The following is a 25,857-nucleotide window of genomic DNA, read 5'->3' as shown; positions in this document are numbered from 1 at the left end:
TTTGTTGTAACAAATCGTACCACAACGTCAAAAGAAAAGATGGAGTTGACTAACCATCTACTCCAAATATCAGGCATTTACATGAAAAGTACGAAGCCACCTATAGAAATGACCCTTGTGGAAAGGGTCGCAATTAATCCTTGGATTTATCCACCCCTTTTTGATTTCCAATATGGCGAATGGCTTCGCTCATCATTTGAAATGGGAAATTTTGAACCATGGTCTGATCGTGCAATGCCGGATCTTGCGCTGATTATCACGCAGGTCTTATTGAAGAGTCATACATTGATGGGGGAAAGCCCTAAGCAACTATTAGACCCGGTCCCATATAGCGACTTTATAAACGCGATGCTTCATGATCTTGATAGACTTTCAGCGGAACTTGAACAGGACACTCGAAATGTATTACTAACCTATGCACGGATTTGGAGTACATTAGAAACTAATGAGATTCGATCGAAACCTATAGCAGCAGATTGGGTGATTGATCGTCTACCTAAAATGTATCAGCCCGTGATGAACAGAGCGAAACACATATGCATTGGTTTGGAAGATGAATATTGGGATGATATTAATGTGCTTGTAAAACCCTGTGCTGATTTTATATTAAGTAGAATTATCGATCAAAAGTTATCAATAAATCTAAAAGATCCTTGCGCCTTAATAAGGCTAACCTAGATAGCGGGGCAGGAGATTATATTTGCCATTAGTATTATTTCAGTAAGGTTCATTCAGTCATTTCCAGGTATTCTGCTACATTGCTACACGATCATCAAATCATTCAAACCATCCAGATGAAATTATCTATGAAATCATAGAGTAATGCATTTTTTCTGTTACAAATTCGATCAATTATTTGTAGCAAAAAATTGCTACTATATTGCTACGCCATGCTACATTTCAAATGCTGAAAAAACACATCCCGAAATATACAAAAGAGGATGTCATGAGGAGTGGTCTGAGTTATCTGGTGTTGCTTATTTTTGTACGCCGCCATTTTTTGTAAAGAGTTCCTAATTTAAAATATTCTTATATAAAAAAGGAAAATGATAAAAAATGAAATAGCACGTGCATTTTATTTTTGGTTGCAATATGTAGCAAATAGTAGTGTCTATGTAGCATGGTTATTGCTACATATTTGTGGGGTATCTTGATGCAGGGATAGTGATATAATCCTTTTACACAGGCAACTTACAAGGCAATATAGATCTTTCATCAATAAGATGTAGCAAATGTAGCGATATATGGAAACCTCTCAGAGGTGATGCGCGATCAGCTAAATATTGAGTATCCATCAAAAGGGACATTGATAAACTAAGAAAAATTATTGATATCAGGATTATGAGTGAGAAAAAACATAAATTATTTAGGTTACAATAAAAATATATTCATCTTAATAATTGTATTGAGAAAAGAAAATACTATTCATTAATAGAACATGAAAGTTATCTGATAACAGAATGTAACTTAAAATTTATATGGTCAATAGCATGTCAACTAAGATTGAAACAGCTCGAATGATTTTGCGTTTAATTAACGAAGATGATTTAAAAGAGGTTGCTGAACTTAATTCTGATCCAGAAGTAAGGAAATTTTTTCCTGATGGAGTCCAAGACACAGATCAAACTGCGAAAAGAATAAAAGAATTCGTTAGTTTTTATAAAGAAAAAGGACTTCCTTGTTTTGTTATTTTTGATAATTCTTTAAAAGAGTTCATAGGACGTTGTGGATTTGGTCCAATTGAAACCGGAGAAATAGAAGTAGGTTATCTGTTGCATAAAAAATTTTGGGGGAAAGGATATGCTTCAGAGGCCTTGGAAGCACTATTGAAATGGGCTAGTACAAATATCGACTCAGAATATATTATTGCTTTTGCACCAGAAGGTCATATTGCGTCACAACGTGTTATGGAAAAGTGTGGTATGGAATATTACAAAGATGGGTATGGCCATGGTGTTATGTGCAAATTCTATCGTATGAAAAATAAATAGCATTATGCAGTACAAGAAATTGAGATTTACCAATAAGAGTTGATAGTTTATAGAACCTTATGGAATGTAAAAATATTGGATTCCTTCCTGCTAAAAGGTGGGGAAATGAAGAATAAAAATCGCAATGTAATTAAGGTATAATTTAATGGAATTAACACAGCAAAAACGGCTTCTATCGCATGTAATTTCTCCAGAAAAAATGGAACATATAATTCAAAAAATTACTGAGAGAATCAAATGCGAAGGAGATAAACCCTCGTTTTTGTTACTGAATTAATGTTTCATAAAAGAAGTAACAAAATGTCATTACAATAATAAATATGTATTTTTAAAAAATGACAAAAATTGATGTAATTACTAGTAGTTATGGGGAGTTATTCAAAAATGGCGTTTAGAATTAGGAATTTTATTGTTGGAGATGAAGTAGAAATTTATAAACTATTTCATGATGCAGTTCATTCTATTAACTCTAAAGATTATGATGAAGTGCAGCTAAATACATGGGCTCCGAAGGAAGCTGATTTGGAAAAATGGAGAGAGTCTTTAGAAAGAAATTATACTCTTGTGGCTGTAGAAGAACAAACAAACGTGATTGTTGGCTTTGCTGATTTAGAGAAAAATGGACATATTGACCGTGGATATGTTAATAAAGATTATCAAGCAAGAGGTGTTGGTCTTGCTCTTCTCAAAGCATTAGAACAAAAAGCTATTGAGTTAGGGATGAAAGAGCTATATGCGGATGTGAGCATCACGGCAAAGAAATTCTTGGAATTCAAAGGATATGTCACTGAAAAAGAACAAACTGTCTCTATAAACGGCGTAAAGTTTATTAATTATTTAATGAGGAAAAAACTATAAGCAAGTGATGGAAAAATGCAGATTCTTACCACCGCCGATGAGAGAAAAAAATATTTTTATTAATATTAATACTGACATGGTTAATTAAACTGAGATTTGATAACTTTTTACCAGGATCGGGGCCGTACCCCAACTTTAACCGATCATGTACGTAGTAGGTGTGGCGAAGTCAGAACACTTGGTGTTTCACCTCATTATAGAGGACAGGGTATTGGAAAGATCTTACTTCCCTATAGCTTAAATTATTTTTCAGATAAAAACTACCAAAACTGTTATCGGACTGTTGCGACACAAAATAATAGCGCGCTTCGTATCTATCAAAACCTTGGTTTTTCAATTGCAAAGCATTTTCAAGTTTACTGTTGGAAATTTCTTAACAATAGTTAAACCTCAGGTTTGGGGCTAGTCTAGCGAATTGTAAAAAGACCTAAAGAGAAATAGAAGTTTTTTAGTAAGTAATCGTTCATCATTGTTTATATCATCTCAACCCGAAACGCTTGATAAGAGGGTGATTCATAGGGATGAGCTTTCTTTAAGGCTGCAACAGCAGCTTTGATTTGCTCTTCAGTACAGATAATTTCTACTTTATATTCAGGCACTCTCTCAAGTTGATTGATTGTTCCAATAAAAGCATGGCTGCCAGGTAATGGCATAAACTGCCCCTCGCCTAATGTTTGCCACGCACAATGCTGATAATGATCCACACTTCCTGCCCCTGTATCAAAAATAGCATTTTTAACAATTTCTAAATGTGTTTCTGGAACACAAAAACAAAGCATGTACATGATATCACCTATGGGGAAATTAATTCTGTTTTCCAAGAGTTGCTTATCTTCGTATAACGAATTACCTCAGAAAAAGAAATGGAGCCGACTGTGTAAAAAATCCATGTTTTTGGGATGAAGCGGAAGCCAAAATAATCCTCACTCATAGGGATAGAAAGGCTTGCAAATTGATCACTCAATTCTTTTTTCCTTGTTTCCAATTGGCCTAAATCTTTAATGACAAGACCTGAAGTAGGGGCATAAGCAGAAAATCTTAATTGGCGTTCACGAGGAAGAGTTCTCCAAAAAGCTTCATTTTCTTCTTGGGAAATGGGTATTGCTGTTCCTTCTAAAATAACTTGTCGGCTCTGCATTGCAAATAAAAAATTTAAACAGGATTTAGGGTTATTTAATAATTCAGCAACCTTGCGTGTTTTTTGTTGAGTAAAAAATAATAGACTCTCGGTTTCAATTTCGCGAATGGCCACCACTCGACTATGAGGATCACCTAAGCTGCTACAAGTGCTTAAAACAGCACAGAAAGGATCCTCAATCCCTCGTTCTTTTTCCTTGTTCAACCATTCTTTTAGCATGTCAAAGGGCACAAATTTCTCCTGTTAATTGGTGTACTATGGTTAATGTATCAAGTTGAACTTATACTTTGAATGCACGAGGGTTCACTTCCACCATCGTTTTTGAACCTGATTTTACAATGCGTATTTGATTGTGTTCCACTAATAATTCAACTGCATGGTCGCGTTTTATTTTATCTCGCAACGGACTTAATTGTTGAATGGTTCGTAACGTTGTTGAACTAATATTCTTTTCAATAAACCAGCCCATAAGTTTTAGGGCATCGGAAAACTGCAAAGAAACGGTTTCGGTAGGCATAATTCGCCGTGCTTCTTGCAAATGCCAATTAATTATTTCAATAGCATTTTCGGTATGCTCTACACTAATATCCCCATCGCGTCCTTCAAAGAGATGAAAAAGTGCTGCAAGCCGCGCTGTATTTTCAGCCGCTTTTGATGCGAAATCAACGATATCGACCCACTGGCCTTGAGGTTTTAACCCTGCTTCTACCGCATTAAAAAATAAAATCCATTGTTGTTTTGCGGCCATACTCATTTTCAACAATGGAAGTTGAATACAACCTTGATGGCTTAATTGTTCTGACTGATTTAAGCAGGCAGTGACGCGTTGGTCATAATAGGTTAGAGAATGCAAAGAAGCAGGCGGTTCTTGGTAAAATCGATTTCCCATACTATTGGCAGGATAAGCCATGAGACAACGAGCTAAAAAACCGCTTTGTCGACTGATACCCGAAGCTTGCTTGGTAAGTTGTTGTAAGATAAGCGGTTGCATCATCAAGTTAAGTGTTAAGCGCCGATTTTCAATGGTAAATCCTTGCGTTGTTTTACGATGCGCGGTGAATGTCTTACCGTCCCACAAACGATTAAGCAAAGCTACAAAACGAGTCGGATTACCTTGCATGCTATGGCTACCTAAGATGATGCCTGCCTCATCAGACCAAAGGGAAGCGGAAGGCCAACCTTGAGCCAAATGAATGGCCAGTGCCTCTTGGGTCGCATCTTCAAAATAAAGAGTGGGTTGCAAAGGAATTTCCGGCTCTTGATGAATTAATTCATCAAGCATTTCTTTGGCATAATCAGAATCTTCCCCCGTATAAGTTGCACGTTTGATTTGAGAGAATAAACTATCTTTTTCCATTTGCCATACTTGATGTTGCGTTAGTGCTGATAACACTTCAGGCTCGCGCCTTTTACGAATCAATGTCTCCCAGTGACGCGCTGCTTTCGAAAAAACATTATCTGCAGCAGTTTTTCGGGTGCCAGAGCCGCTGGCAATTAAAAAATAAAGTGATACTGGACTAATTAAATAGTTGTCTCGCGCCACATTAGCAAGTGATTGGCATGATAGTGACATATTAGCCAAGGCGCTGCATGCAATCAAAGGCAGGGGTTGCTGTCCATATTGTTGATAGTCGATTACGGCTTTTCTTACAATTGGGGGAAGTGCCTCAACTGGATAAGGACAGTCAGGGGCTAAGATTGGAGAAAGTGGAATAGGTTGTCCCCATCCGACATTTTGGTGGACATTATTTTTGATCTCTAATTCATTCTGTTCAATAGTCATTGTGTTAGAAGATGAAGTTTTGGTTTCTGATTTTACCAGTAGCGTCTGTATGATGTAAAATTAGTGGCCTGGAATACAATATAGATGTCCTTTTATTATTGAGCATGAGATTTGAAGACGCTTTGATAAGTTTCTTTCCATTTTATCCTGGACAAAGTCGATTTTTTTGAGCAACCCAAACCGTTGCTTCTCCACACTCTGGGCCCCTAACGTTATGTACAAGGATTTTAAAATGGCACTCTAGAAGGATTTGAGTATATTCTTCGGAAGAAAGGGAGGCATGATATAAATCATATCCTCCATTATCACCCCAAACTTCTCCATACTCCGGTCCGGAAGTAAATATTAATAAACCATTTTGCTCCACTAAAGAGGCAAGGGATTTTAATGTTTTTCGTTGATCGTCATGAGGTAAGTGAAAGAAACTATGCCAGGCAATGACTGCATCGAATTTCTCTTGCAAATCTAAAGCCCTCATATCAGCAAGTAGCCATTTTGCATTTGGGAATCTTTTTTTGCATTGCTCAATCATTTTTTTACTTGCATCAATGCCTGTTACTTTATACCCTTGTTTCATTAAAAATTGGGCTATGGGTTCGCCCGTGCCACAGCCAACATCTAAAATAGTTCCTTTGGATGGAATCTGATTTTGTAGTAGTTCCAAATAAAATTGCTCCATTTTGAGCTCTTTATTGCGGTGACTATCAAACCACTCAGAAATTTCATCATAAATAAGGTAGACGTTGTTTTTATTTCTTTTCTTGATTGAGGGATTAGTTCGATATTTCAATTGAACAAAGCCACCGCCAATACATTTAGTTTCAATATGCTCCAGTTCGATGTCTTGTGCCAAAGGTCCAAATAACGAACGCCCAGAGCCGAGCAACACTGGTGCAATGGTTATTGTTAATTCATGTATTAAATGCGCGGCTATAAAATTCTGGACAGTTATACCGCCATCAATATAAAGATGTTTAAACCCTTCATCAGTTAAGCGCTTCACGAGCTCAATAGGTGTTTCGGAGGAGGTTGAAACATGTTTTAAATGAACAGGAATTTTTATGGGTTTGCTGCTCATCACTACAACTGGAAGCTCACCATAAGGCCAAGGATTAAATGATAATACTTTCTCAAAAGAATGCCTACCCATAATGAGTCCATCGACCGTAGATATGAACTCTTTATAACCACCATCCTCACCAGATGGCACAAGCTCATTTGCTTTGGTTAGCCAATCAATAGAACCATCATCTCTTGCAATAAAACCATTAAGACTTGTAGCAATAAAAACAGAACACTTAGCAAGCATAATCGTTTATCCTTTGTATACAGACTTATTGATTGAGTTCAGAGTCGATTCTTTTTGAAGTCAGATGAAGACTCTAGAAGTCCTAAACTTAAAGCTCCTGGAAAAACAGTATCATGATCCATATTATTTAGAACATTAAAAGCAGTGCTTAAATTCCTGTGAGGCTTGCTCATGATGGTTTCATTCAATAACTTTAAATCATCTATCATTTGGTAATCGCCTTTATTTTCTTGGTCGCCGATAATAAAGCAAACACGAGTATTTTCTTCAAGATTAAAATTTTGCTTTTTTTGAGCTGCTTTTAGCACCAAATGATTATCATACCAGAGAGAGGGGCTAACGATAATGTAACGATTAAATATTCCAGGATGGTGGACTAATAAATATACCCCAAATAATCCACCGTAAGAATGACCGACAAAAGTAGCGGTTTTATTAACTCTATATGTCTGGTGAAGATATGGAATAAGTTCTGAATGAATAAATCGATAAAATGATTCGGCACCACCCGAGTATTTTTGATATTCAGCTCCATATCCTCCTGATCCAACATAACTTGGTGTGTAATCTCTGGTTCTATTTTTCTTATACTCATTAGGATTTGCATAAGCTATCCCAACAATAATGGAGTCGTTGATTCTATTTCGGTCAGATAAATGCTCACTAATTTGTTTGGCTAATGCAAAGCTGTAATCAGCATCTAATAAGTAAATAGTTGGATAGTCTTTTTTGTTAGAATCATATTCTTTGGGGAGACTAATATATAAGTTATATTTGATTCCATTGATCTTTGAAGGAAACTCTTTGGTTAACGTATGATGTAAGCTAAATGTATTCGTGTATTTTTCCTCTAGCGGATTACTTTGTATCTTCGTCGATATGCTGGCTGCTGCCATAAGGCTTAAGGAAGATATTAAAATGAACAAGGTGAACATTTTTTTCATAAACTAGCCTCGCAAAGACTTTAAAATAAGAGCATTCATTTGTTTCTGAATTACCTCAGGCCCACGGTCACATAAATCAATATGTTTGGCTTCAGGTAGTGGAATAATTGTTATGGCTAATTGTTTTAACGACTCTTGAGAAGGCAGTACGCCTTCATCTGCCTTAGTATCATTTCCACGCAGCGATAAAATAGGTGTTAGCCCGGTACGTGGAAAAGGCATGCGCAAGCTATCCAATGATATAATTTTTTTCACAAATTGAGGATGGTTTCTTGCAAACAACATGGCAATATCACCACCATTCGAATGACCAATTAATGTCACTTTAGACAAGTTTAAACTGGGGTTGATCCGGCTAAGCTCTTTGATTACGTAAAGTATATTGGTACTTCCTCGTTCCCATAAGGGTTTGCGTCGCTCAAATAAATTGCCAGTTTGAGCTAATGGGGGATCTGATTTTAGATCATGCTGGATGCTTACAACAAAATAACCGTTTGCAGCAAGTGCATTGGCTAAGAATGAATATTCAGTATCGCGTACAGTGTATCCATGATTAATGATGGCAACGGGTAGTTTAATAATACCAGCATTTGCTTTCCCCTGTGATTCATTACTCACATAAATTTTAACTGGAATAAGTCGTTTGCGATCTTTATCATAAAATTTAATGGTCTTAGTTGAGATAAATGGATTGTTATCAGGCTCTGGATCCTGAGACCAATCAACCACTTTCCCGCGGGTAAAATCCCATCTATAAAGCCAAGAAACCCCAAAATGGGCATAGTAAGAATCAGCGGATAGATAGGCTTTATCCTGTAGTGCATCATCTAGGCTGATAAAATGATAACCGTATTCTTGGGCTATAGTTAAGAGTGATTCAATGGCTAATGAATTAACAAGATTGGCATGAAGTAGCCAAATCTGATTAATATTTCTACCAAACATTTGTTTAGATGCGCTTTCATAAAAGGCAAATTTAGCACGTGTATGTTTCAAGTAACTTTGAATGATTTTGTCTTTATTTTGAGGAAACTCATGTAATTGTTGGTTAAATTTCCAATCGTCAGTGTCTATAGTAACTGGAGCAACTAGGTATCCTTCATGTTTTAAAAACGACTCAAATTGAGAGCGAATCTTGAATGTTTCACCTGTATCAAGGTAGGGGTGCCTAAAGTAACGGTACTCTCTACCTGCACTTTGCATTAATTGTTTGGATATTTTAGAGCCATTAGTCACTTCGGCTTTAAATTGCTTGGTTGTGATGCTACTTAAGGACAGATGCGAATAAGTATGATTTCCCAAATCAAATCCGTTATCCACCCATAATTTTAGGAGATTTATTTTTTCTTGAGTTTCATTAGTGCGGTAGAGTTTCCCTTCATTCACAAATCCAATTGCAGGTACTCTATATTTGATAAGCGCATTTACTATTTGCTGATTTATTTGAGCTTGTTCCTCTATAGATTCTTCGATTGAAGCAGGTAAATCATCAAAAGTAATTGCTATTTCACTGGCGTAACCAAAAGCTTGATAGCAAAATAGGAATAGAGCTTGTGCTATTAATAAAGAAATGTTGGATTTCATGTATTATTTTTCCAATTCATTAATTAAGTAAAATAATTGATTCAGGGTCTCATTTTTCGCTCTGAAACTGGCGAAGGTTACATGTTTTTTACTATCTGCAATGTGTTTCGTAAAGGTAATCACACGACCATCTTTCTCAATCCAGCCGATGAACCATCCGTGTTGTAGTGATAGTTTTTGGCTTTTGTCTTTTGTTAACTGTCGACCATTCCCTGTTTTTCCATACAGTTTCCAACCACCCGCTAATTCTTGAATATATAGAATGTCTTTAGTCATAGTGAAAGCTTTGGGATTCACGGATAGTTTTTTATTGACTATTTTTTGCAGAAACTGAATTTGCTCACTTGGTGAGATGGCAAGCGAGCTTGATAGCCAGGAATGGGTTAATCCATTATTCTGACCTTTGTCGCCGGAAATATCCTGATTGCCATAGTGAAATGCATCAACATAATTCTTAAATCGAGTCATACCTAATTGTTGTGTTAGAACTTGTGAATACCAAACACAGGAATCTCTTATCCAGGTACGTGGATTATGAGGATATTTCCAAACATTAAGATAAAGTTCATATTCTTTTTTGTACGGCCATTCCGGATTGAGTGTGTCTTTTAATATTCCTGAATCAAAACCCATAAGACTCAAAGCAATTTTAAAGGTTGATTCTGGCGCAAAACGCTTATTGCAATCTTTACCCTCGTGCTTTAGCACAGTTTGATTTTCCTGTACCAAAAAGCAAGTACTTTGGGCCCAAATAGTTCCGCAATAAAATAGTGTCAACCATAGAAGTACGCTTAGTTTCTTCATAACAACTCCAACATCATGTGAATTTATATCGATATGGGTACGAGCTACACTGCTGTACCCACAGGTGATTTATAGCGTGGTATTACTTAGGCTATTTAGAGCAACCTTACGAAATACTGGAGCAGCCAATTCTCCACCGGAGGTTAAAGTCTTACCATTTTTTCTTGAATGACCGTCTTCTATTACAACCACCATGGCATAACGTGGCGCATCAACCGGTACAAAACCTGCAAACAAGGCAATATGCTCGCCTTCTGCAACATTAATATTTTCTGTAACAGTTCCTGTTTTACCCGCGACATGAACACCAGGAATCGCAGCAAGTTTTCCTGTGCCATTTATAACAACGTTCTCGAGGATATGATTTATTGAATTGGTTGTTGCTGCTGAAATGATAGGAGCCTCTTCTCCTTTGAATGGACGTCCAAAGTTTGCAAGAATGGCGTAGGATTTTGTTAATGAATCAATTGTGACCGGTATATTCTCCCCAAGAGAAACCATTGCAAGTTGCAAGTCATCACTTTGATTTGCTTGCCACCAAGTATTAATATCAAAACCAAATTCAGTGAGTTTTTTACGAATTACAGGTAGTCCAGTTTCTTGGGCGACTTTAATCATGCATACATTACTTGATCTTGCAACCGCTTGGGTCAATGAAGTAGGGCCTTGACTTACATAGTAATCTGTAAATGTTTTACCTTCTACGGAGTAAGGTGAGCGACAATCATATTTTTTGGTTTCAGAACTATTCCCAGCATCAATTGCTGCCGCCGCAATAAACGGTTTTATCGTAGAGCCAGGTGAAAAAACACGTGATTTCCAGCTATTCTGATTTTCATCATTACCGGACTCAGCAAAGGCAATGAGATTACCAGTTTGTGCATTGACGATTGCAATAACCCCCGATTTTGCATGATAGTTTTTTACCGCCATTTTAATTTCTTGCGCGGCAATTTGTTGCATTTTAGGATCTAAATGAGAGGTATCGATTTCTTGTGCCTTAGAACCGGTCAATGAACCGACTGCTGAATAGGCGACACAGATTGGTGCCAAAATAGAAACCCCCATAAATCCAACTGCTAACCATAATGATTTAGATGGTTTAAGTGGATAAGCTGATAACATTGAAATTCTCCTGATGATAAAAGTACAGTCTTCATTGTCTTTGCCCAAGGCCATACCTACCGTGCATGCAATTTCTAGGTCTGATGACAGAGAACATTGAGACACTGTCTGCACTACATGAAACAGACAGCTGCCATAGTCATGTGCCGAAATTTTTGGCTGGCCAACCAATACTTCATCACATGAACATTCTTGTAATTCGCTTAAAATACGACCCCATCGAATAACACCTGGATTACCCCAGAAAAGAATGCGCAGGGCTTCAATAAAATAGGCCCATAGACAATCACCATTACGATGATGTTGGCCCTCATGAGCAATGGCAATCTTCACATTTTTGGAGGAAGAAAATAGGGATACGGGTAATACGATATAAGCTTTGTTAAATAAAACGACGGAGAAAGGAATATGACAACGTCGAGAAACTTTAATGACCAATTTACCGGAAGTTCGATATGGAATTGCTTCAGCTAATAGTGCTCTTAAACTGCCCAAACTCAACAATACTTTATAACTGCGAAATAAGACGAGCAAACAAAATACGATATAAAAAATATGAAAATAACTCGTATTGCTTATTGAAAAAGAGGTTGCTGATTCAGGAGTCTCTTGGGAGTGTTTAGACTTTAAAATAGGTTGATTCACATACTCTTGCAAAGCATCAATGGATGCATAGTGATGCCGCTCCAATTTTTGATTGGTTTTAATACAATGAACCATTAATGGAGAAATCACACAGCTAATTAATAAAAAGCGAGCCAATTTGAGTTTAAATGATGGCTGATTTGAGAGCCAACGACCGCCAATAAACCATGAACTGACTAAAAGCAAGCAATGAATGCTCAATAAAATTTCCAGGAATAACATAATCATGCCTCTATTTTTTGTTCAGAGGTTACTAATTGTTTTAGTGCTTCCTCAATTGCTTGAATGTCATCATGTTGTAGCTTTTTGGCCATCAAGAGTCTTTGCACCAGTGCTACAGGTTCACCATCAAAAACATTAGTGACCATATGCTCAATGCACGTGCTTTCGTACTCAGCCTTGGTAACAATTGGGAGAAAAACATGGGCATAAGTATTTTTTTGGCATCCCAAAAATCCTTTTTGTTCAAGTACTTTTACTACAGTTGCCACAGTGGTATAAGCTAAAGGTCTTTCTTTGGGCAAATGTGAAACAATATCTTTAATGGTTACTTTATTAAGGCTCCAAATAATATTCATTAATTCAAGCTCTACCTCTGTAAGGAGGCGATCATGAGCAAAAGTGTTTTCCCCTCTTTTTATTGACATTTTTTCTCCAGAAACTAAGTAAAACATAATCTACTATATTTTTAGTAGATACTACTATAAAAATAGTAGCCTTGAAATAGTTTTGAAAGAAAATAAATTTGTTGAAGTTTTATTTAGTTAAGACATCTTATAGGGGCTCTGGGTGCAAACCCCAGAGCTCCTACTTAATGATCGACAAATTAAACGTATGCTGAACTATTGAATTGTGGTGGTTTGTACAAAACGCTGCGGTGCTTAGAACAGCCCTAAGTCAAAATGCTTTTGCTCTACCTCTTGTTGCCCTTTAGTAGCAACGCCTGTCGTTTTAATTTGTGTCTGCTCTTGTAAACGTGGGTTCATTTCTTGGGTGGGATTTTCTTTTAAACGCATATCAAGAGGCAATTCTTCTCGTATTGATAACCATTGCCCAATAGCACTTAGATCACCAACGATAGGCTCTGCAATTTCTCGAAAAACAGCGGGTCCATTCTCGCTATTAGTGAGACAAACAACTGCTTCATCAGTAGTAAGGTTGATCGCTGCTAAATTGCGTCCAGTTCCATTATCACCCCAATGAAAAGCGATACGGGTTCCATCGGTATTTTTCTGAATCCCAATTCCTAGACCCCAAGAGATTTGATCTAAAGTATCAGTAGAGACTCCTTGCTTCATTGCTTTAGTATCTTTATCTTTCAACGATGAAACAACCGGTTTAAACATTTCCCATCTAATATAGGGATCGTTAATACAGGCTTTTAGAAATTTTGCATAGTCAGAAGTCGTTGTATACAAGGATCCTGCCGGGTGAACCATATAAAATTTTTGCTTACGATTTACTGAGCCATCTTGATCATGGCCAATTGCTATTGTTGCAGCATGTTCTGGAGGATGACCAATAATTGTAGTCACAAGGGGTAACTCCCTTGCTTCAACAGGTATTGGCTTTGACCAAAAAAATGGTGGTATTTGAGCAAAGCGAGCTTTGATTTCTTGTAGGCTTTTTTCTTCAAGTTGGTTGGAATTTTTTTCAGTCATTTGTACGCTGCCGTCTACTGCCCTTTCAGCAACAAATAATTTATCCTTTTGTAGGATAATACTTAATTGACCATGTACATCTAAAGTATCTTTTAATAATTTTTTAATGCGTTCAGGAGTTGGTTCTTCCTCTTCATCTGGCAGTTTAATAAGACTGCAACCCGTTGGTGGCATGAAACTACTATCAGTCATACCTATCTTAGCAAACTCTTCTTGAGCTAAAGCTTCCAGTGATTTTGCAGTAATGTGTTCCACAATTTCACCTAGAAATTGATAAGCTACTCCTGAATAATCAAATTGTTTTCCTACTTCAGAGACATACTTTAGAGATTCTGGTGATGAAAATTCGTTAGGTAAGCCTGCTTGATGGGATAGGATCATACGGGCAGTTAATTTTTTATAATTTTTATCAGTTCGCATCTGTGGAGGACCAAAATCGCCGTATTCATGGAGTGGTTTGTCTAAATCAATGAGATCTTTTTGCGCTAGTTTCAATACAATATAAGCAAATACAGGTTTACTCAATGAAGCGGCTTCAAAAACAGTCGAACTAGTAACTTCTTCAGGTTTGCTGACATTAGTCACACCTACCTCTTCTGTAGTAACAACTCCGCGGTCAGAAATAATTGCTGTGGCAATACTTGGGATACTAGTTCTTTTTTGCAATTCACTTAAAGAACTTGTCCGTTCTTTAGATGGATTGGGTCTTGGAAGTGGATTGATGCCCCAATTATTAGTTTTACCCCCTAGCTCATCAATAGTTCTAGCAAAACCCCATTTTGGAAAAAAATAGTTCGAAGCCAGTTCTATTTGAATTGTCGAAGGGACAATTTGTTCCGCAAGAATATGTCCATTATGTGAATTAGCGAAAAATACCATGGCACTCTTATCCTTTAAATTGATTGCAACCCACGCTCTGCAATCATTCATGTCACCCGAATGATAGGCGGTAACAACCTCTTCTTTTTCATTGGTTTGTAACCCCCAACCTAAACCCCATGCAACATGGCTTAAAATGGAATCGCGTATCTTGTCTCTAGCAATTCCAATTGCTCCCGCCAAACCTCTATCGTGCGTCATGAAGGCATGCGGAATAAAAGGATTTTCAATCGAGCTGTCATGGCTTAGATGTTTGACAAACTGTGCATAATCTGATGCCGTAGTTCTTAGTGTATTGGCGGCACATGGTTTGGGTTCTTTACATCCATATTGTGAGACTACAGCTCCAATCAGCTCCGGATTGTTTGAAAGTTTACCTTTATCAGGTAACTGTTCAAGAATGCTTGAAACTACTCTTTCCGGAAAGGAGCGATTGACTATTTTTCCATTATCTAACCAATATGCTGTTAGTTGCTCATCTTCTTTTAGTATGACAATCTGACCAGGTTTCATTTCATCAAACAAGGGTTCTTTTTCAGCATGCAAAAGCGAGTGATAGGCCTTTAATGGCTCATAAGTGCTATGAGTCATGTCACAACGATCAAATACATGGTTTTTGGCCAATGTTTCTAGATTTGCTTCAGTCAATTTTTCAATCACTTGTTGTAAGTACACGATACCAACATTTGAGTATCCATGCATTTTTTCTTTAGAATCTTTTTCTTTAGGGTTAGGAATGAACTGAAACTTCATTTCACCATGAGCAAGGCCTGTTGTATGTGATAACACCATCCTTGCAGTGAGTGCTTTAGCACAGACAACAGCAGATTTGTCAGACATATCAAATTTCATTCCATCTATCTCAAATTCTTCTAATGGTAGAATATGAAAAAGAGGAGTATCTAAATCAAATTGACTCAGGTTGAATTTATCCAAATTAAATTTACCTGTCCCGCGCTTTGCTTGATTCGCCGCATTGGACTGCATCAATTTTTGTACTAAATAGGCAAATACGGGTTTGCTTAGCGAGGCTGCTCCAAAAACGGTTTCTGGTTGCACTTTTGTAGGTGGTGCAAGGCCTGTTAGAGTAGTTATTAATTCAGATTCTTGAGAATTGGCCAATTTATAAGTATCAGTACAACTTTCTCGTAACTTTTGATATGAGGATTGATTACTTTCATTTAACTGTATTTGATGAACGCTTTGTGTTGTTTGATTCACATAATAAAGTGTGTCGTCAAATAGAACTACAGCATCTTTAGTTCCTAATCCCAACTTATGAAAGGGATATTTGAGTGGATCAACAGGTATTGCAAAAAGGCCGAAACCATCTGTAAGCCCTTTTTCTTGAGTAGATATGATTCCATCACTGCTTATAAAGGCAATAGAAATTCCTGGAATTTGTGCTTTAGACATGACATCCAGCAAAAGTAATTCCGCCATTTTTGCATAAGACATACAATTGATCATAATAAAAACAAGTAAGTTAATTATACCCTATGCCGTAAAATTTATTCTCAATCAGTATTTTTTTACAAATTTTTAACATTGTCGGATGTTTAGATTAGCCGTTTTCTAGACGGAAAGAAGAACCTAAAATGGATTCCGTTGAGATTGGATCGGTAAAAACAAGACCGATCCAAAATTTATAGCTATTTTTTTACATGTTGTAAGCATCTACGATACTTTTGAGCCAAGTCTTTGCTTCTGGACTGACCTTTTCATCCTTCAAAGCAATATCACAAACAGCATATTTTCGTGAAGTTTCTTCGCCATACATATCATCTAATGCCTTATTCCAAAGCGTTAATATGTTGGAGTCTGGCGTTTTGCCTACTTGTTCAAGAATACCATAAAGCCTATGCTTCCAATAAGCGTCTAAAGCCTTCTCTAACCATGTCATAATCTCTGGTGTTAAACCAATTTCATCAAGACCTTTTCCTTCTCCAAATCCTTTTTCCCATTTTTTGGTTCTCAGATGGGCATATTTTTTACCGTATACGCTATTAACCCATTCCATGTAGTTTTTCCCTGTTTGGATACCTATAGTGGAATCAGGATCGTGTTTCATACTTTGTTTCAATTCATCTAAAAGTTGATGCCATTGTTTTTCAAACTCAGCCTTGTTATTTGTTTTCATTTCCTTTTCAAATGCTACGTATTGTTTGAGCTCATCAGGAGTAAATATTTCCTTAACCCAATCATGTTCAAGATGCTCTGCCATTTTATATACCTCAATCAGTTGTATAATGGTTTCCCATGGAATGGATTGATTGACATCAACAGAGTCTATAATGCTTCTTAAGGTTTTAGCTCCGGAAGTACATGCCAATGCTTTTTGTTCTAACACTTGAGCTTGGGCTTCAAAATGGTTTAGCGCGTGACGTTCTTCAGAGAGCAAGGTTTTGATTTGTGATAGCTCAAAACCAAAAAACTTTAAAGCAATAATCTGTTGTAATTTCAATAAATCCTTCTCGGAGTAAATACGATACCCATTGGACTGTCGTAATGAAGGTTTAAGTAAACCAATGCGATCATAATGATGCAATGTTTGCACCGAAACACCAGTTAATTTGCTTAAGTCTTTTACGAACCATTGAGTCATAGTATTACCTCCTTAAGAACAAAGGTAAGATATATAGTAACAATAGGGTCAAGCGGTTTTTTCATAAAATTGATATTTATTTTTTTATGCCTAACGTTTCAAGAACAAATTCACAGCGCTCTGTAATCGTTTTTTTAGGCATGAGCATGATTTCAAAACCAAACTCTTTATATACATCTATGTGAATTTGCTCAAAAATAAGGGCGTCTTCATAACTGATTTTGCGAGCTGAAGTTGGTTCAATAAACCCCAAGTTCTCAAAAAAGAATACTTTGCGTTGATAAATACTAGCTTTTAGGCAGTGGTCAACTTCAGCTAATAAGATAGGTGAGGGTGTAAAATCATTTTTATGCCAATGAGCGGAATAACGCCCCAATGCATAAGCACAAAATGGCGATCGGTCATAAAATTGCAACGCACCTTGAGCATTCAATTGCCTTAATTTTTGTGTTAAAACAATCTTATCTACAAAATCAGTCTCTTCCCATGGACGCATAATTCCCTTTGCCTGTTCCTCTGCAATGACATCTGTTGCAGACTCAGGAATCACTACATACCCTAATCTTTTCAATGCCAAAATAACAGAAGTTTTTCCACTGCCTGGGGTGCCAGTAAAGATAAAACGATTTGCTTGTTCTAATTTATTCATGTAATTCAAATCTTTTTTGGAGCTCACCATTTATCTCAATGTTTTCAAGGAACATTTTGAGAGGTCGAACCCATAGTTCAAAATCGCCGTAAAGCGCTCTGTAAACCACCATATCTTCTAAGCTTTCCGAATGCCTGGCAATATCAATCACTTCATACAGATTGCCTTTATAATGACGGTATATTCCTTTTTTAATAAAACTCATAGCACCTTCTTCATATAATAACGCTGATGACCTTTTGGACAGTCATCCAGAACCCCAAACTCTTCATAACCATGTTTGAGATAAAAATCTTTTGCTTGAAAATCAAAGGTATCGAGGTGAATTAAACTGACTCCTAATTCTTTTGCTTTCTCCTCAACTTTATTGAGTAAAAGGGTACCCAAACCTTGGTTCCGATATTTTTCCTCAACAAAAAAGACACTGATGTACAGGATATTCCATGTATAAACCTCCGAACAAATACCCGCTATTACCTCATCACCGTTTTTAATCGTAACGTTTATATCAATTAATTCCGGTTGTTGTGTTGCAGAGACACACAATTTATTAAACTCAAACAACTTTTGATCGATAATTTTAAATGAATCTTTGGCATTGAACTCCAATTTATATTTTGTGTTTGGTACATATACATCGCAGCTATCAGTTGTTTTTTTAGTTACAGTATCTCTTTCTACATGCAAATGTTTGGTTACTTTTTTGGTAAACCACAAAATTAAATCATCATCCAAGGGATATGTTTCCCCAGGAATGGTTGGTTTATAATGATAAGTTACCCCTAAACCATCAGGAATATAACCTCGGTTAGCATAAAGTCGTTGAGCTTGTCCATATCCGCCATCAGGACCACCATATAATCCAACACCAATTCCTACAACATCACACTGACTGGCTGCATTTTCTTCAGCAATAGTGAGCAAAGCACTGCCTATTCCACGCTTGCGGAAAGCAGGCAATACATTTAAGTCCATAATTTCTGGGATTCCTTTATGAGAAAAAGGTTTATAGTGTGAGGTCCATTTTAGAGTAACATAGCCCGCGATTTGGTCTTGAACATAGGCCACCCAAACGACTCGCTCAGACTGTTCTTGTTCTTGATAGTACCCTTCAAACAAAACGTAAGGTTTTTGCCAATTTGCTTTTTGAAACGCATCGACCAAAACGGGGATATCGCATAATTCTAGTGGCTTAATGGCAATTGACGATTGGTTTTCTGCTAAAGCTTCAAGCTGTTTCATCATGTACACCATATTCCACTCATATCCTGCTGGTTTTAAATCCAAAAGAGGGTTAAAACCAACGGACTGATAGAATCGGTAGGTTTTAAGGTAATTCTCTTCCAATTCAGAGGGGCTTAGGGTTTCAACGGTTATAGTTTTAGCACCTTGTGTTGCAGCAAAATGGCAAGCCGTTTTGATTAATTGCTTTCCTACACCTTGACGATGATAATCACGTTTTACAGCCATCCAGTAAATATTAGCATTATCAGGATAGGGAAAATCAATTGAAACAAGGCCAAACGTATTATCCCCATCTTTTGCCGCAAAATTAGTGCGTGTGGTCACACCTATTGCGTAGTGCTCGTTCGCTTCTGGCAAACCAAAGTATTCTGGCAAATCCTTTGTAATGGTTCGACATAAGGATTGAGCTAAATCTCCCGTTATTTTTTCGATTTGAATCATAGTATTTTCCCTACTGCAGTATCTCTCGCATCACCTTCATAGCCATCTGGATCATCAAATGGCATGTCGATGTAATCATTATTTCTATAAAATCTTAGCGCATCCGGTGAAGACTCCACGTGCAAGCTTTGATAGCCTTGTGTTTTTAGCCACTTTTCACATAACGCCAAGAATTGGCCACCATATTGGTGGTTTCTTTTTTCCTCATCAATCACAATGATGCGCAAAGCTGCTCTTTTGTGAGGCCATAATTGCAGATGGGCATAACCAATGATGTCGCTTCCTTGAGATAAAACAAAATGAACATGAGCTTCATGCTCAAAAGTCCAAGTATATGGATCAGAAAGCCCTGCCTTATCAAAAAAATAGAATTGTCTAAAATGGCGTACTTTATCCCATTCACGAGGTGTTAATGCCTTAACCACTCTTAATCCATTAAATCCTGCTTTTCTATCAATAGCTGCGATAAAATCCTCTTTACCCACGCAATAGGCAGTAATGTCATAGGGATGTTGATGTGCTAACTCTTGTTTTAAACGAGCATAGGCTACTCTATCTTCTGGATTTGCTCTCATCCAGTCCCTAAATTTTAAATGGCGCTCGATTTCTGGGTTTCCAAACTCAAAAATATGAGCATGATGAGTTCTTTGGTTATCTCCCTTTTGAAAATAGCGGCGAAATGGAATTCCGTATTCTCCTTTTGCTTCATAGCCCAGGGCTTTCATGGCAGCATTGGCACTATCTACTTTGCTTAGTTCCAAAACAACTGGAATCATATCGATGATTGGTTTTGCAGCCAAACCAGGTACTGAAGTGGAACCGATATGATGAATTTCAATGCAATTACTACCTAATGCTTTTTTAATTCGCTCTGCTTCCTGTTCAAATTGCATAGGCCAATTAGCATCATAAGAAACTACTTCGATAAGCCGTTGTTGTTGGTTGACTTCCATCATCTATTCTCTCTCTTGAATATGCTGAACCATTTCATCCACAAATGCGGTGACTTCTTGATAGGTTTCTTCGGTCAAGATATCGCTTGCATGATCTAGTTCCGCTTTAGTTAATGCTCGTTGAATTAAAGCTCGCCATTTTGGGAATTGATTTTTAGCCCACACTCCAGCTTTTAACTTAGAGCCTTGTTCCTGATGGTGGAGCACGTACAAAGCCCTGCACAGTGTTAATACAGCATAATATTGGTACCCTAAAGAATTTCTGGTATGAATAACCCAATCTTGCCATTCAATGCTCTGCTTTTTGACATGCTCTATAAACTCACTGCTTGATACAGGAGCAACAATCGACTTTGCTGATGGACCATATAGAATGAGGCTATTTGTTTGCAATAAATAATAATTAATAAGCCAGTCAGTTCCCGCCTGTTTGAGGTGAAACGGTTCTCCTGGGCTAATGACAGCAATTTGACCTTGCTCTGTCTTAAAATGTTGTAACATTCTATACGATGCATAAGCTACTTCAATTCGGTCATACCAATCTGGAAAATGCTGAACCAGATTGGTATGCAAATAATCTAAAGCCGCGAATTCTTCTGATGTCATTTCTTGGTTTAATGCCACAAGAACATCAATGTCGCTGGTTGTTTCATCAAAATCACCCCAGACGAATGAACCATACACGTAAACGCCCAGCAAATGTTCCTTTAAAATTGATTGCAAGCCGGACAGTAAGTCATTAAGCAAATGATTCACTTCCGAAAATTCTGTATGTAATTTACTCATCTAATACCCCGTTATTAACTGACTCTTCAGATTCTTCTTTTCGCTCATCAGGCAAGAATCCACCTACTTGCGCGTCCCACAGGGTTTTATACAAACCACCAAGATTCAACAGTTCAGTATGTGTGCCATCTTCAACAATATGGCCTTTATCAAATACTAAAATTCGGTCCATATGCAGCAGAGTCGATAAGCGATGCGCAACGACCAGGGTTGTTTTTCCCTGCATCAACTCCCAAAGACTGTCTTGAATGTTGGATTCTGTAATGGAGTCCAGCTGGGACGTGGCTTCGTCCAACATTAAAATGGGTGCATTTTTTAAAATCGCACGAGCAATGGCAATACGCTGGCGTTGCCCGCCTGAAAGCTTCACACCACGCTCACCGACCAATGTCTCATAGCCTTCTGGCAAAAGACTGATAAACTCATGCGCATGAGCCTTCTTGGAGGCTAAAATGACTTCCTCATCCGAGGCTTTTGTCCTACCATAACGAATATTATCCATTAAGCTTCGATGAAAAAGTGTAGGGTCTTGAGGAATCATAGCAATGGCTTGTCTTAAACTCTCTTGAGTCACTTCAGATAGGTTTTGATCATCGATTAGAATTTGTCCATCCACTACCTCATAAAGTCGCAAAATCAAATTAACAAAAGTGGACTTGCCGCTGCCTGAATAGCCCACTAACCCCACTTTTTGACCTGCTTCAATGGTTACCGACTTATTCTGGAACAAGGAGTAACCACCTTGGTAATGAAATTTTACCTTTGAAAATTCAATTTGCCCTTGCGTAACAATTAATTGGGATGCATTTTTTTTATCCTGTATCTCATGGGGGATGACCAATGCATTTAAACTTTGTCTTGCCTTGCCTAAGGCTTGGTTAAATTGGTCCACTTGGTACATGGTGTACCACATCATATGCCCCAATTCCATGGAAAGCCCAAGAATCAAAGCAAAATCACCAATGCTCACCAGTCCCTTGCCATACAAGTGAATTAAGGTAATCGATGCCAAACCCATCATTACCGCAATCATTCCACCTTGGGCGCAGCATAACAAAACAATAAACAGCTCTTTTCTTTGGAAAGCCCGTTGTACCGAGCGAAAAAAAGTATTCATACGCTCTACTTCAAAGCCTTTACGTGAAAAAATACGAATATTGGATTGATTCGCCAGGCTATCTACTAATTGCCCAGAAAGCTGCGATTCAGAATTTGCATGGTCATCCGATAACTGAACCAATCGCGCCGACATCCAAATACTAAATGAGGCAAAGGCAATGAACCATAAGAATAAAATATAAAAGAACAGGACATTAACAAAATAGGCTGTAATAAAGGAAACCAGCAACAATGAAGCACCACGTAGAAAATCGACAGATACGCGATGCAAAATAATCTCAAGATTATCAGCAAGAGTCGTAATTTGTGTGGCAATTCGCCCTGATAGGTTATCCTGAAAAAATTGCGTACTACTTCCCAACACATACTCAAACATTTGGCTAATAATTTGGTTTTTAATCACCGCTTCGTATTTATAGTTCAAGTACCCGATTGTTCGCCAGGTGATATTGTCAAAGATAATAAAGTTCAATACCAATAATCCAGCGATCCAATACAAAGCGGAGAGGTCTGTATTTGTCTTTGCCACTAAGGTATTAATGAAGGACTTAATCAATAAACTATTAAACGGTCCCCAAAATCCAGCCATTAAAGCAAGCAGGATAAATAAAAAAACCATGCGACGATACGGTTTTAAAAAATGCCACATAAAAGAGCTTATGTGGTTAGGCAAACGACTAGTCATGATGAACACCCTCTGCTTGTTCCCCATTGAAATGATGTATCTTCCCTTGATGAATGTGATACCTGGTTTCAATGTGAATGGATTCTAAAAAATCATGATCGTGAGAAATAACCAGTATCGCACCTGGAAATTCACGTAATACTCCGATGATATGATCGCGTGTTTCCAGATCTACATTGTTGGTTACCTCATCTAAAACAAGTAGTTTAGGCGGATTGGCAGCAATCAAGGCTAAAGAAAGCCTTGCCTTTTCACCACCAGAAAGATCTTTGACCTTTATTTCTACCTCTTCATTTTTGCGAAATAAAAAGTCATTTAAATGGGCACGAAGTTCAGCATGAGAAGCATGGGGCATCTGACTTTTCATCAAATCCAGAACTGTTTCGTCACAATCCAGATGTTGATAATGCTGATCGAGATACCCAACTGTATTGTACTGAGGAAGAGTCCACTCACCTGTTCTCTTAATGTGACTATCCTCCAAAATCGCTTTGGCAAAGGTGGACTTCCCTGATGCGTTGTCCCCATACAATGCCACTCGTTCGCAGCCATTTAAGTGAAAATGAATGTCTTCCAGAATCACAGCTCCTGATTCATAGGCAATAGAAGTGTCTTGAATCCTGATTAAGGGCTTATGGTGGTCAAGACCGTTTAATTTAAATTTGGGCTTAATCGTTTGCGGAAGGTTTAGAGAAGAAAGCTCTTCAAGCAAGTGTTCTTTTTTATGATTAATCTGACTTAATCGTTTATTTCCTGTTGTCATTGCATTGGCGAGCTTTGTATGAGACCGAATCGTTGGCCATTTGCGTTGGGCTATCTTTTTTTCACCTGAAACACGAGAACGTTTATTACGTTCTTGTTCTCTCATTAGAGCAAGATGTGATTCTTTCTTCTCACGTGCAATCCGTGATAATTCCTGTTCAATCGATGCTTTCTTGTTTTCAAGCATCTGCTGATACTCAAAATAAGCCCCTCTAAATAGAGTGAGCCTACCCAAATCAATATGCCATAGAGTATCTGCGACGGTATTGATGAGCTCCGTATCATGAGAAGCAATGACCAACGTCCCCGGATAATGCTCGAGCATCCGCATTAAAGAACGACGATTGCGTCTGTCCAGATGATTTGTGGGTTCATCTAACAACAAAACATTCGGATCTTCAGACAATATTTTGGTTAACGCCTGGTTTAATCGTTGACCACCACTTAAATCAGGACATTCTTCAATCAATTGGGGTAAGTAACCAAAACGAACATCCTGTGGCATTTGAATTTCGCCAGCAGAGGCTGAACAAAAACCAGCAAGCATTTTAAGTAAGGTAGATTTTCCCGAGCCATTTCTGCCAATCAGTGCAATACGCTCACCAAAATGGATTTCACCACTGAAGTTTTGAAAACAGATTTTATGCGAATAGATAAGACCTAGGTCTTTAAATTGAATCGGTTTATGGTGCATGATTTACTCTTAAGCATGTCTTTTAGGACAATAAAAAATAGAAAATCAACAATGATTTCCTCTATTCGCCCTATTAGATGGGCGTACTTAAGATGTAATTTTCATGGCGTTATAAACCTACGTTTTACGGTTTTTCATATTATTTCAAATTTTAATGCAAAATAGTTGCTGATGTCAATCTTTGTTTCGCTCTTTGGCCGCAAACCGAGTATTTAGAGTCTTTAAATCTTAAGCTAGAGAAAAAAGTTCATGAGCGAACACGAGCGCTTCATCGGGTTAATGAAACTTTTGAAGAAAGCGAAAAACGATTTCGTGCGGCTTTTGATTATGCAGACATCGGTATGGCTTTAGTTTCATTGGAAGGACGCTGGCTTAAGGTGAATAAATCGCTGTGCCAAATAACAGGTTACACAGAAGAAGAACTATTACAAATCGATTTTCAGCGGATAACCTATCCTGATGATTTGCAAACCGATTTAAATTATGTGCGCCAATTATTGAACGGCACAATAAGCTCCTACCAAATGGAAAAACGTTATATTTGTAAAAATGGCGCCATCGTTTGGATTTTATTGAGTGGTTCGTTAATTAGGGATGCACATAGTGCCCCGCTGTATTTTATTGCTCAAATTCAAAATATTGATGCTCAAAAAAAGGCTGAACATGAGTTGGTTAGGATGGCCTACCATGATGCATTGACAGGATTGGCAAACCGCAAGCAATTGGAGCAATCGTTTCTATTATTTATGGCGTATGCAAAGCGCCATCAATGCAGTATCGCCGTGCTGTTTATGGACTTGGATTACTTTAAGAAGATTAACGGTACGTTTGGCCATGATGCCGGTGATTTGTTATTAATAGAGGTTGCATCACGTCTAACAGCATCGGTGCGCTCTTCAGATATTGTGGGACGACAAGGTGGGGACGAATTCTTAATTATTCTTTCAGATATTGTTCATGAGGAAGAGGTACATACCGTGATTAATCATTTGTTTCATGCTATCCAACAGCCTATTCTTATAAAAGAACAGACCATTTCGATTTCGTTGAGTATCGGTGTGAGCCTTTATCCTCAAGATGGTTCTGATTTGGATACGTTGATTCAACATGCGGATGCCGCTTTATATCAAGTGAAATCCACAGGAAGAAATAATTTTAAGTTTTATACGCCTTTCCATTGAGTTGGGCTGTGATGGG

Annotated in this window: 23 protein-coding genes and 1 pseudogene; 5 read left to right on the top strand and 19 right to left on the bottom strand. The window is 37.7% G+C overall.

The genetic code is table 11. From position 1 onward, the window contains the following. The first annotated feature begins 81 nt into the window (after window positions 1-81). The 4 genes from HBNCFIEN_RS16795 (at window position 82) to HBNCFIEN_RS17915 (ending at window position 3,236) form a co-directional block, all read left to right on the top strand. Window positions 82-678, top strand: coding sequence for an aminoglycoside adenylyltransferase domain-containing protein (locus HBNCFIEN_RS16795; protein ID WP_019350459.1), 597 nt, complete (start codon window positions 82-84; stop codon window positions 676-678). An 812-nt stretch (window positions 679-1,490) separates the two neighbouring features. Next, entirely contained in the window at window positions 1,491-1,991 is a 501-nt protein-coding gene (locus HBNCFIEN_RS16790; protein WP_014845068.1) for a GNAT family N-acetyltransferase, read from the top strand. 384 nt (window positions 1,992-2,375) lie between these two features. Further along, complete coding sequence (locus HBNCFIEN_RS16785; RefSeq protein WP_014845069.1) at window positions 2,376-2,849, top strand: GNAT family N-acetyltransferase; 474 nt, start codon at window positions 2,376-2,378, stop codon at window positions 2,847-2,849. 96 nt (window positions 2,850-2,945) lie between these two features. After that, window positions 2,946-3,236: an N-acetyltransferase gene (locus tag HBNCFIEN_RS17915; RefSeq protein WP_076547508.1), complete on the top strand. Its 291-nt coding sequence runs from the start codon at window positions 2,946-2,948 to the stop codon at window positions 3,234-3,236. 86 nt (window positions 3,237-3,322) lie between these two features. On the opposite strand, the gene HBNCFIEN_RS16775 is transcribed toward HBNCFIEN_RS17915, so the two are convergent. From HBNCFIEN_RS16775 to HBNCFIEN_RS16690, 19 genes and pseudogenes are all read right to left on the bottom strand, one after another. Next, on the bottom strand, window positions 3,323-3,634 hold the full coding sequence (locus tag HBNCFIEN_RS16775) for a structural toxin protein (hemagglutinin/hemolysin) RtxA (RefSeq protein WP_019350456.1): 312 nt from the start codon (window positions 3,632-3,634) through the stop codon (window positions 3,323-3,325). 8 nt (window positions 3,635-3,642) lie between these two features. Then, complete coding sequence (locus tag HBNCFIEN_RS16770; RefSeq protein WP_014845071.1) at window positions 3,643-4,218, bottom strand: pyridoxamine 5'-phosphate oxidase family protein; 576 nt, start codon at window positions 4,216-4,218, stop codon at window positions 3,643-3,645. Between the two features lie 49 nt (window positions 4,219-4,267). Further along, entirely contained in the window at window positions 4,268-5,770 is a 1,503-nt protein-coding gene (locus tag HBNCFIEN_RS16765; protein ID WP_014845072.1) for a YfjI family protein, read from the bottom strand. A 142-nt stretch (window positions 5,771-5,912) separates the two neighbouring features. Further along, window positions 5,913-6,449 carry a class I SAM-dependent methyltransferase gene (locus tag HBNCFIEN_RS17910; RefSeq protein ID WP_370530130.1) on the bottom strand — a complete coding sequence of 179 codons (537 nt, stop codon included), beginning with the start codon at window positions 6,447-6,449 and terminating at the stop codon, window positions 5,913-5,915. A 99-nt stretch (window positions 6,450-6,548) separates the two neighbouring features. After that, window positions 6,549-7,079, bottom strand: a pseudogene (locus tag HBNCFIEN_RS17905) (dihydrofolate reductase family protein); the annotation flags it as partial. A 38-nt stretch (window positions 7,080-7,117) separates the two neighbouring features. Further along, entirely contained in the window at window positions 7,118-8,023 is a 906-nt protein-coding gene (locus HBNCFIEN_RS16755) for an alpha/beta hydrolase (protein WP_014845074.1), read from the bottom strand. 3 nt (window positions 8,024-8,026) lie between these two features. Beyond that, window positions 8,027-9,607 (bottom strand): alpha/beta fold hydrolase, encoded by a 1,581-nt coding sequence (locus HBNCFIEN_RS16750; RefSeq protein WP_014845075.1) that lies wholly within the window; start codon window positions 9,605-9,607, stop codon window positions 8,027-8,029. A gap of 3 nt (window positions 9,608-9,610) precedes the next feature. Then, window positions 9,611-10,411 carry an oxacillin-hydrolyzing class D beta-lactamase OXA-29 gene (locus HBNCFIEN_RS16745; protein ID WP_014845076.1) on the bottom strand — a complete coding sequence of 267 codons (801 nt, stop codon included), beginning with the start codon at window positions 10,409-10,411 and terminating at the stop codon, window positions 9,611-9,613. A gap of 69 nt (window positions 10,412-10,480) precedes the next feature. Beyond that, window positions 10,481-12,403: a M56 family metallopeptidase gene (locus HBNCFIEN_RS16740; RefSeq protein ID WP_019350454.1), complete on the bottom strand. Its 1,923-nt coding sequence runs from the start codon at window positions 12,401-12,403 to the stop codon at window positions 10,481-10,483. Between the two features lie 2 nt (window positions 12,404-12,405). Beyond that, entirely contained in the window at window positions 12,406-12,828 is a 423-nt protein-coding gene (locus HBNCFIEN_RS16735) for a BlaI/MecI/CopY family transcriptional regulator (protein WP_014845078.1), read from the bottom strand. A gap of 234 nt (window positions 12,829-13,062) precedes the next feature. Further along, the gene (locus HBNCFIEN_RS16730) at window positions 13,063-16,179 is read right to left on the bottom strand and encodes a serine hydrolase (RefSeq protein WP_182393735.1); all 3,117 of its coding nucleotides are present in this window, start codon (window positions 16,177-16,179) and stop codon (window positions 13,063-13,065) included. Between the two features lie 202 nt (window positions 16,180-16,381). Continuing rightward, window positions 16,382-17,326, bottom strand: coding sequence for a MerR family transcriptional regulator (locus HBNCFIEN_RS16725; protein WP_014845080.1), 945 nt, complete (start codon window positions 17,324-17,326; stop codon window positions 16,382-16,384). 76 nt (window positions 17,327-17,402) lie between these two features. Beyond that, a complete protein-coding gene (locus tag HBNCFIEN_RS16720; protein ID WP_014845081.1) occupies window positions 17,403-17,975 on the bottom strand; it encodes an AAA family ATPase in 573 nt (190 codons plus the stop codon). After that, the gene (locus tag HBNCFIEN_RS16715) at window positions 17,968-18,180 is read right to left on the bottom strand and encodes a DUF1653 domain-containing protein (protein ID WP_014845082.1); all 213 of its coding nucleotides are present in this window, start codon (window positions 18,178-18,180) and stop codon (window positions 17,968-17,970) included. The genes HBNCFIEN_RS16720 and HBNCFIEN_RS16715 overlap by 8 nt, the downstream gene beginning before the upstream one ends. Next, window positions 18,177-19,661, bottom strand: coding sequence for a GNAT family N-acetyltransferase (locus tag HBNCFIEN_RS17900; RefSeq protein ID WP_014845083.1), 1,485 nt, complete (start codon window positions 19,659-19,661; stop codon window positions 18,177-18,179). Before HBNCFIEN_RS17900 ends, HBNCFIEN_RS16715 begins: the two co-directional genes overlap by 4 nt. Beyond that, entirely contained in the window at window positions 19,658-20,614 is a 957-nt protein-coding gene (locus HBNCFIEN_RS16705; protein ID WP_029489092.1) for a bifunctional GrpB family protein/GNAT family N-acetyltransferase, read from the bottom strand. The genes HBNCFIEN_RS17900 and HBNCFIEN_RS16705 overlap by 4 nt, the downstream gene beginning before the upstream one ends. A 3-nt stretch (window positions 20,615-20,617) precedes the next feature. Beyond that, complete coding sequence (locus HBNCFIEN_RS16700; RefSeq protein WP_014845085.1) at window positions 20,618-21,400, bottom strand: nucleotidyltransferase domain-containing protein; 783 nt, start codon at window positions 21,398-21,400, stop codon at window positions 20,618-20,620. Continuing rightward, window positions 21,393-23,204 (bottom strand): ABC transporter ATP-binding protein, encoded by a 1,812-nt coding sequence (locus tag HBNCFIEN_RS16695; protein ID WP_014845086.1) that lies wholly within the window; start codon window positions 23,202-23,204, stop codon window positions 21,393-21,395. The genes HBNCFIEN_RS16700 and HBNCFIEN_RS16695 overlap by 8 nt, the downstream gene beginning before the upstream one ends. Further along, entirely contained in the window at window positions 23,197-24,660 is a 1,464-nt protein-coding gene (locus HBNCFIEN_RS16690; RefSeq protein WP_014845087.1) for an ABC-F family ATP-binding cassette domain-containing protein, read from the bottom strand. The genes HBNCFIEN_RS16695 and HBNCFIEN_RS16690 overlap by 8 nt, the downstream gene beginning before the upstream one ends. Before the next feature lie 341 nt (window positions 24,661-25,001). On the opposite strand from HBNCFIEN_RS16690, the gene HBNCFIEN_RS16685 reads away from it, so the two are divergent. Further along, on the top strand, window positions 25,002-25,841 hold the full coding sequence (locus HBNCFIEN_RS16685) for a GGDEF domain-containing protein (protein WP_014845088.1): 840 nt from the start codon (window positions 25,002-25,004) through the stop codon (window positions 25,839-25,841). Window positions 25,842-25,857 lie beyond the last annotated feature (16 nt).

It is taken from the genome of Legionella sp. PC997 (assembly GCF_014109825.1).
Classification (GTDB): Bacteria; Pseudomonadota; Gammaproteobacteria; order Legionellales; family Legionellaceae; genus Legionella.
This window is presented reverse-complemented; position numbering and strand designations above follow the sequence as displayed.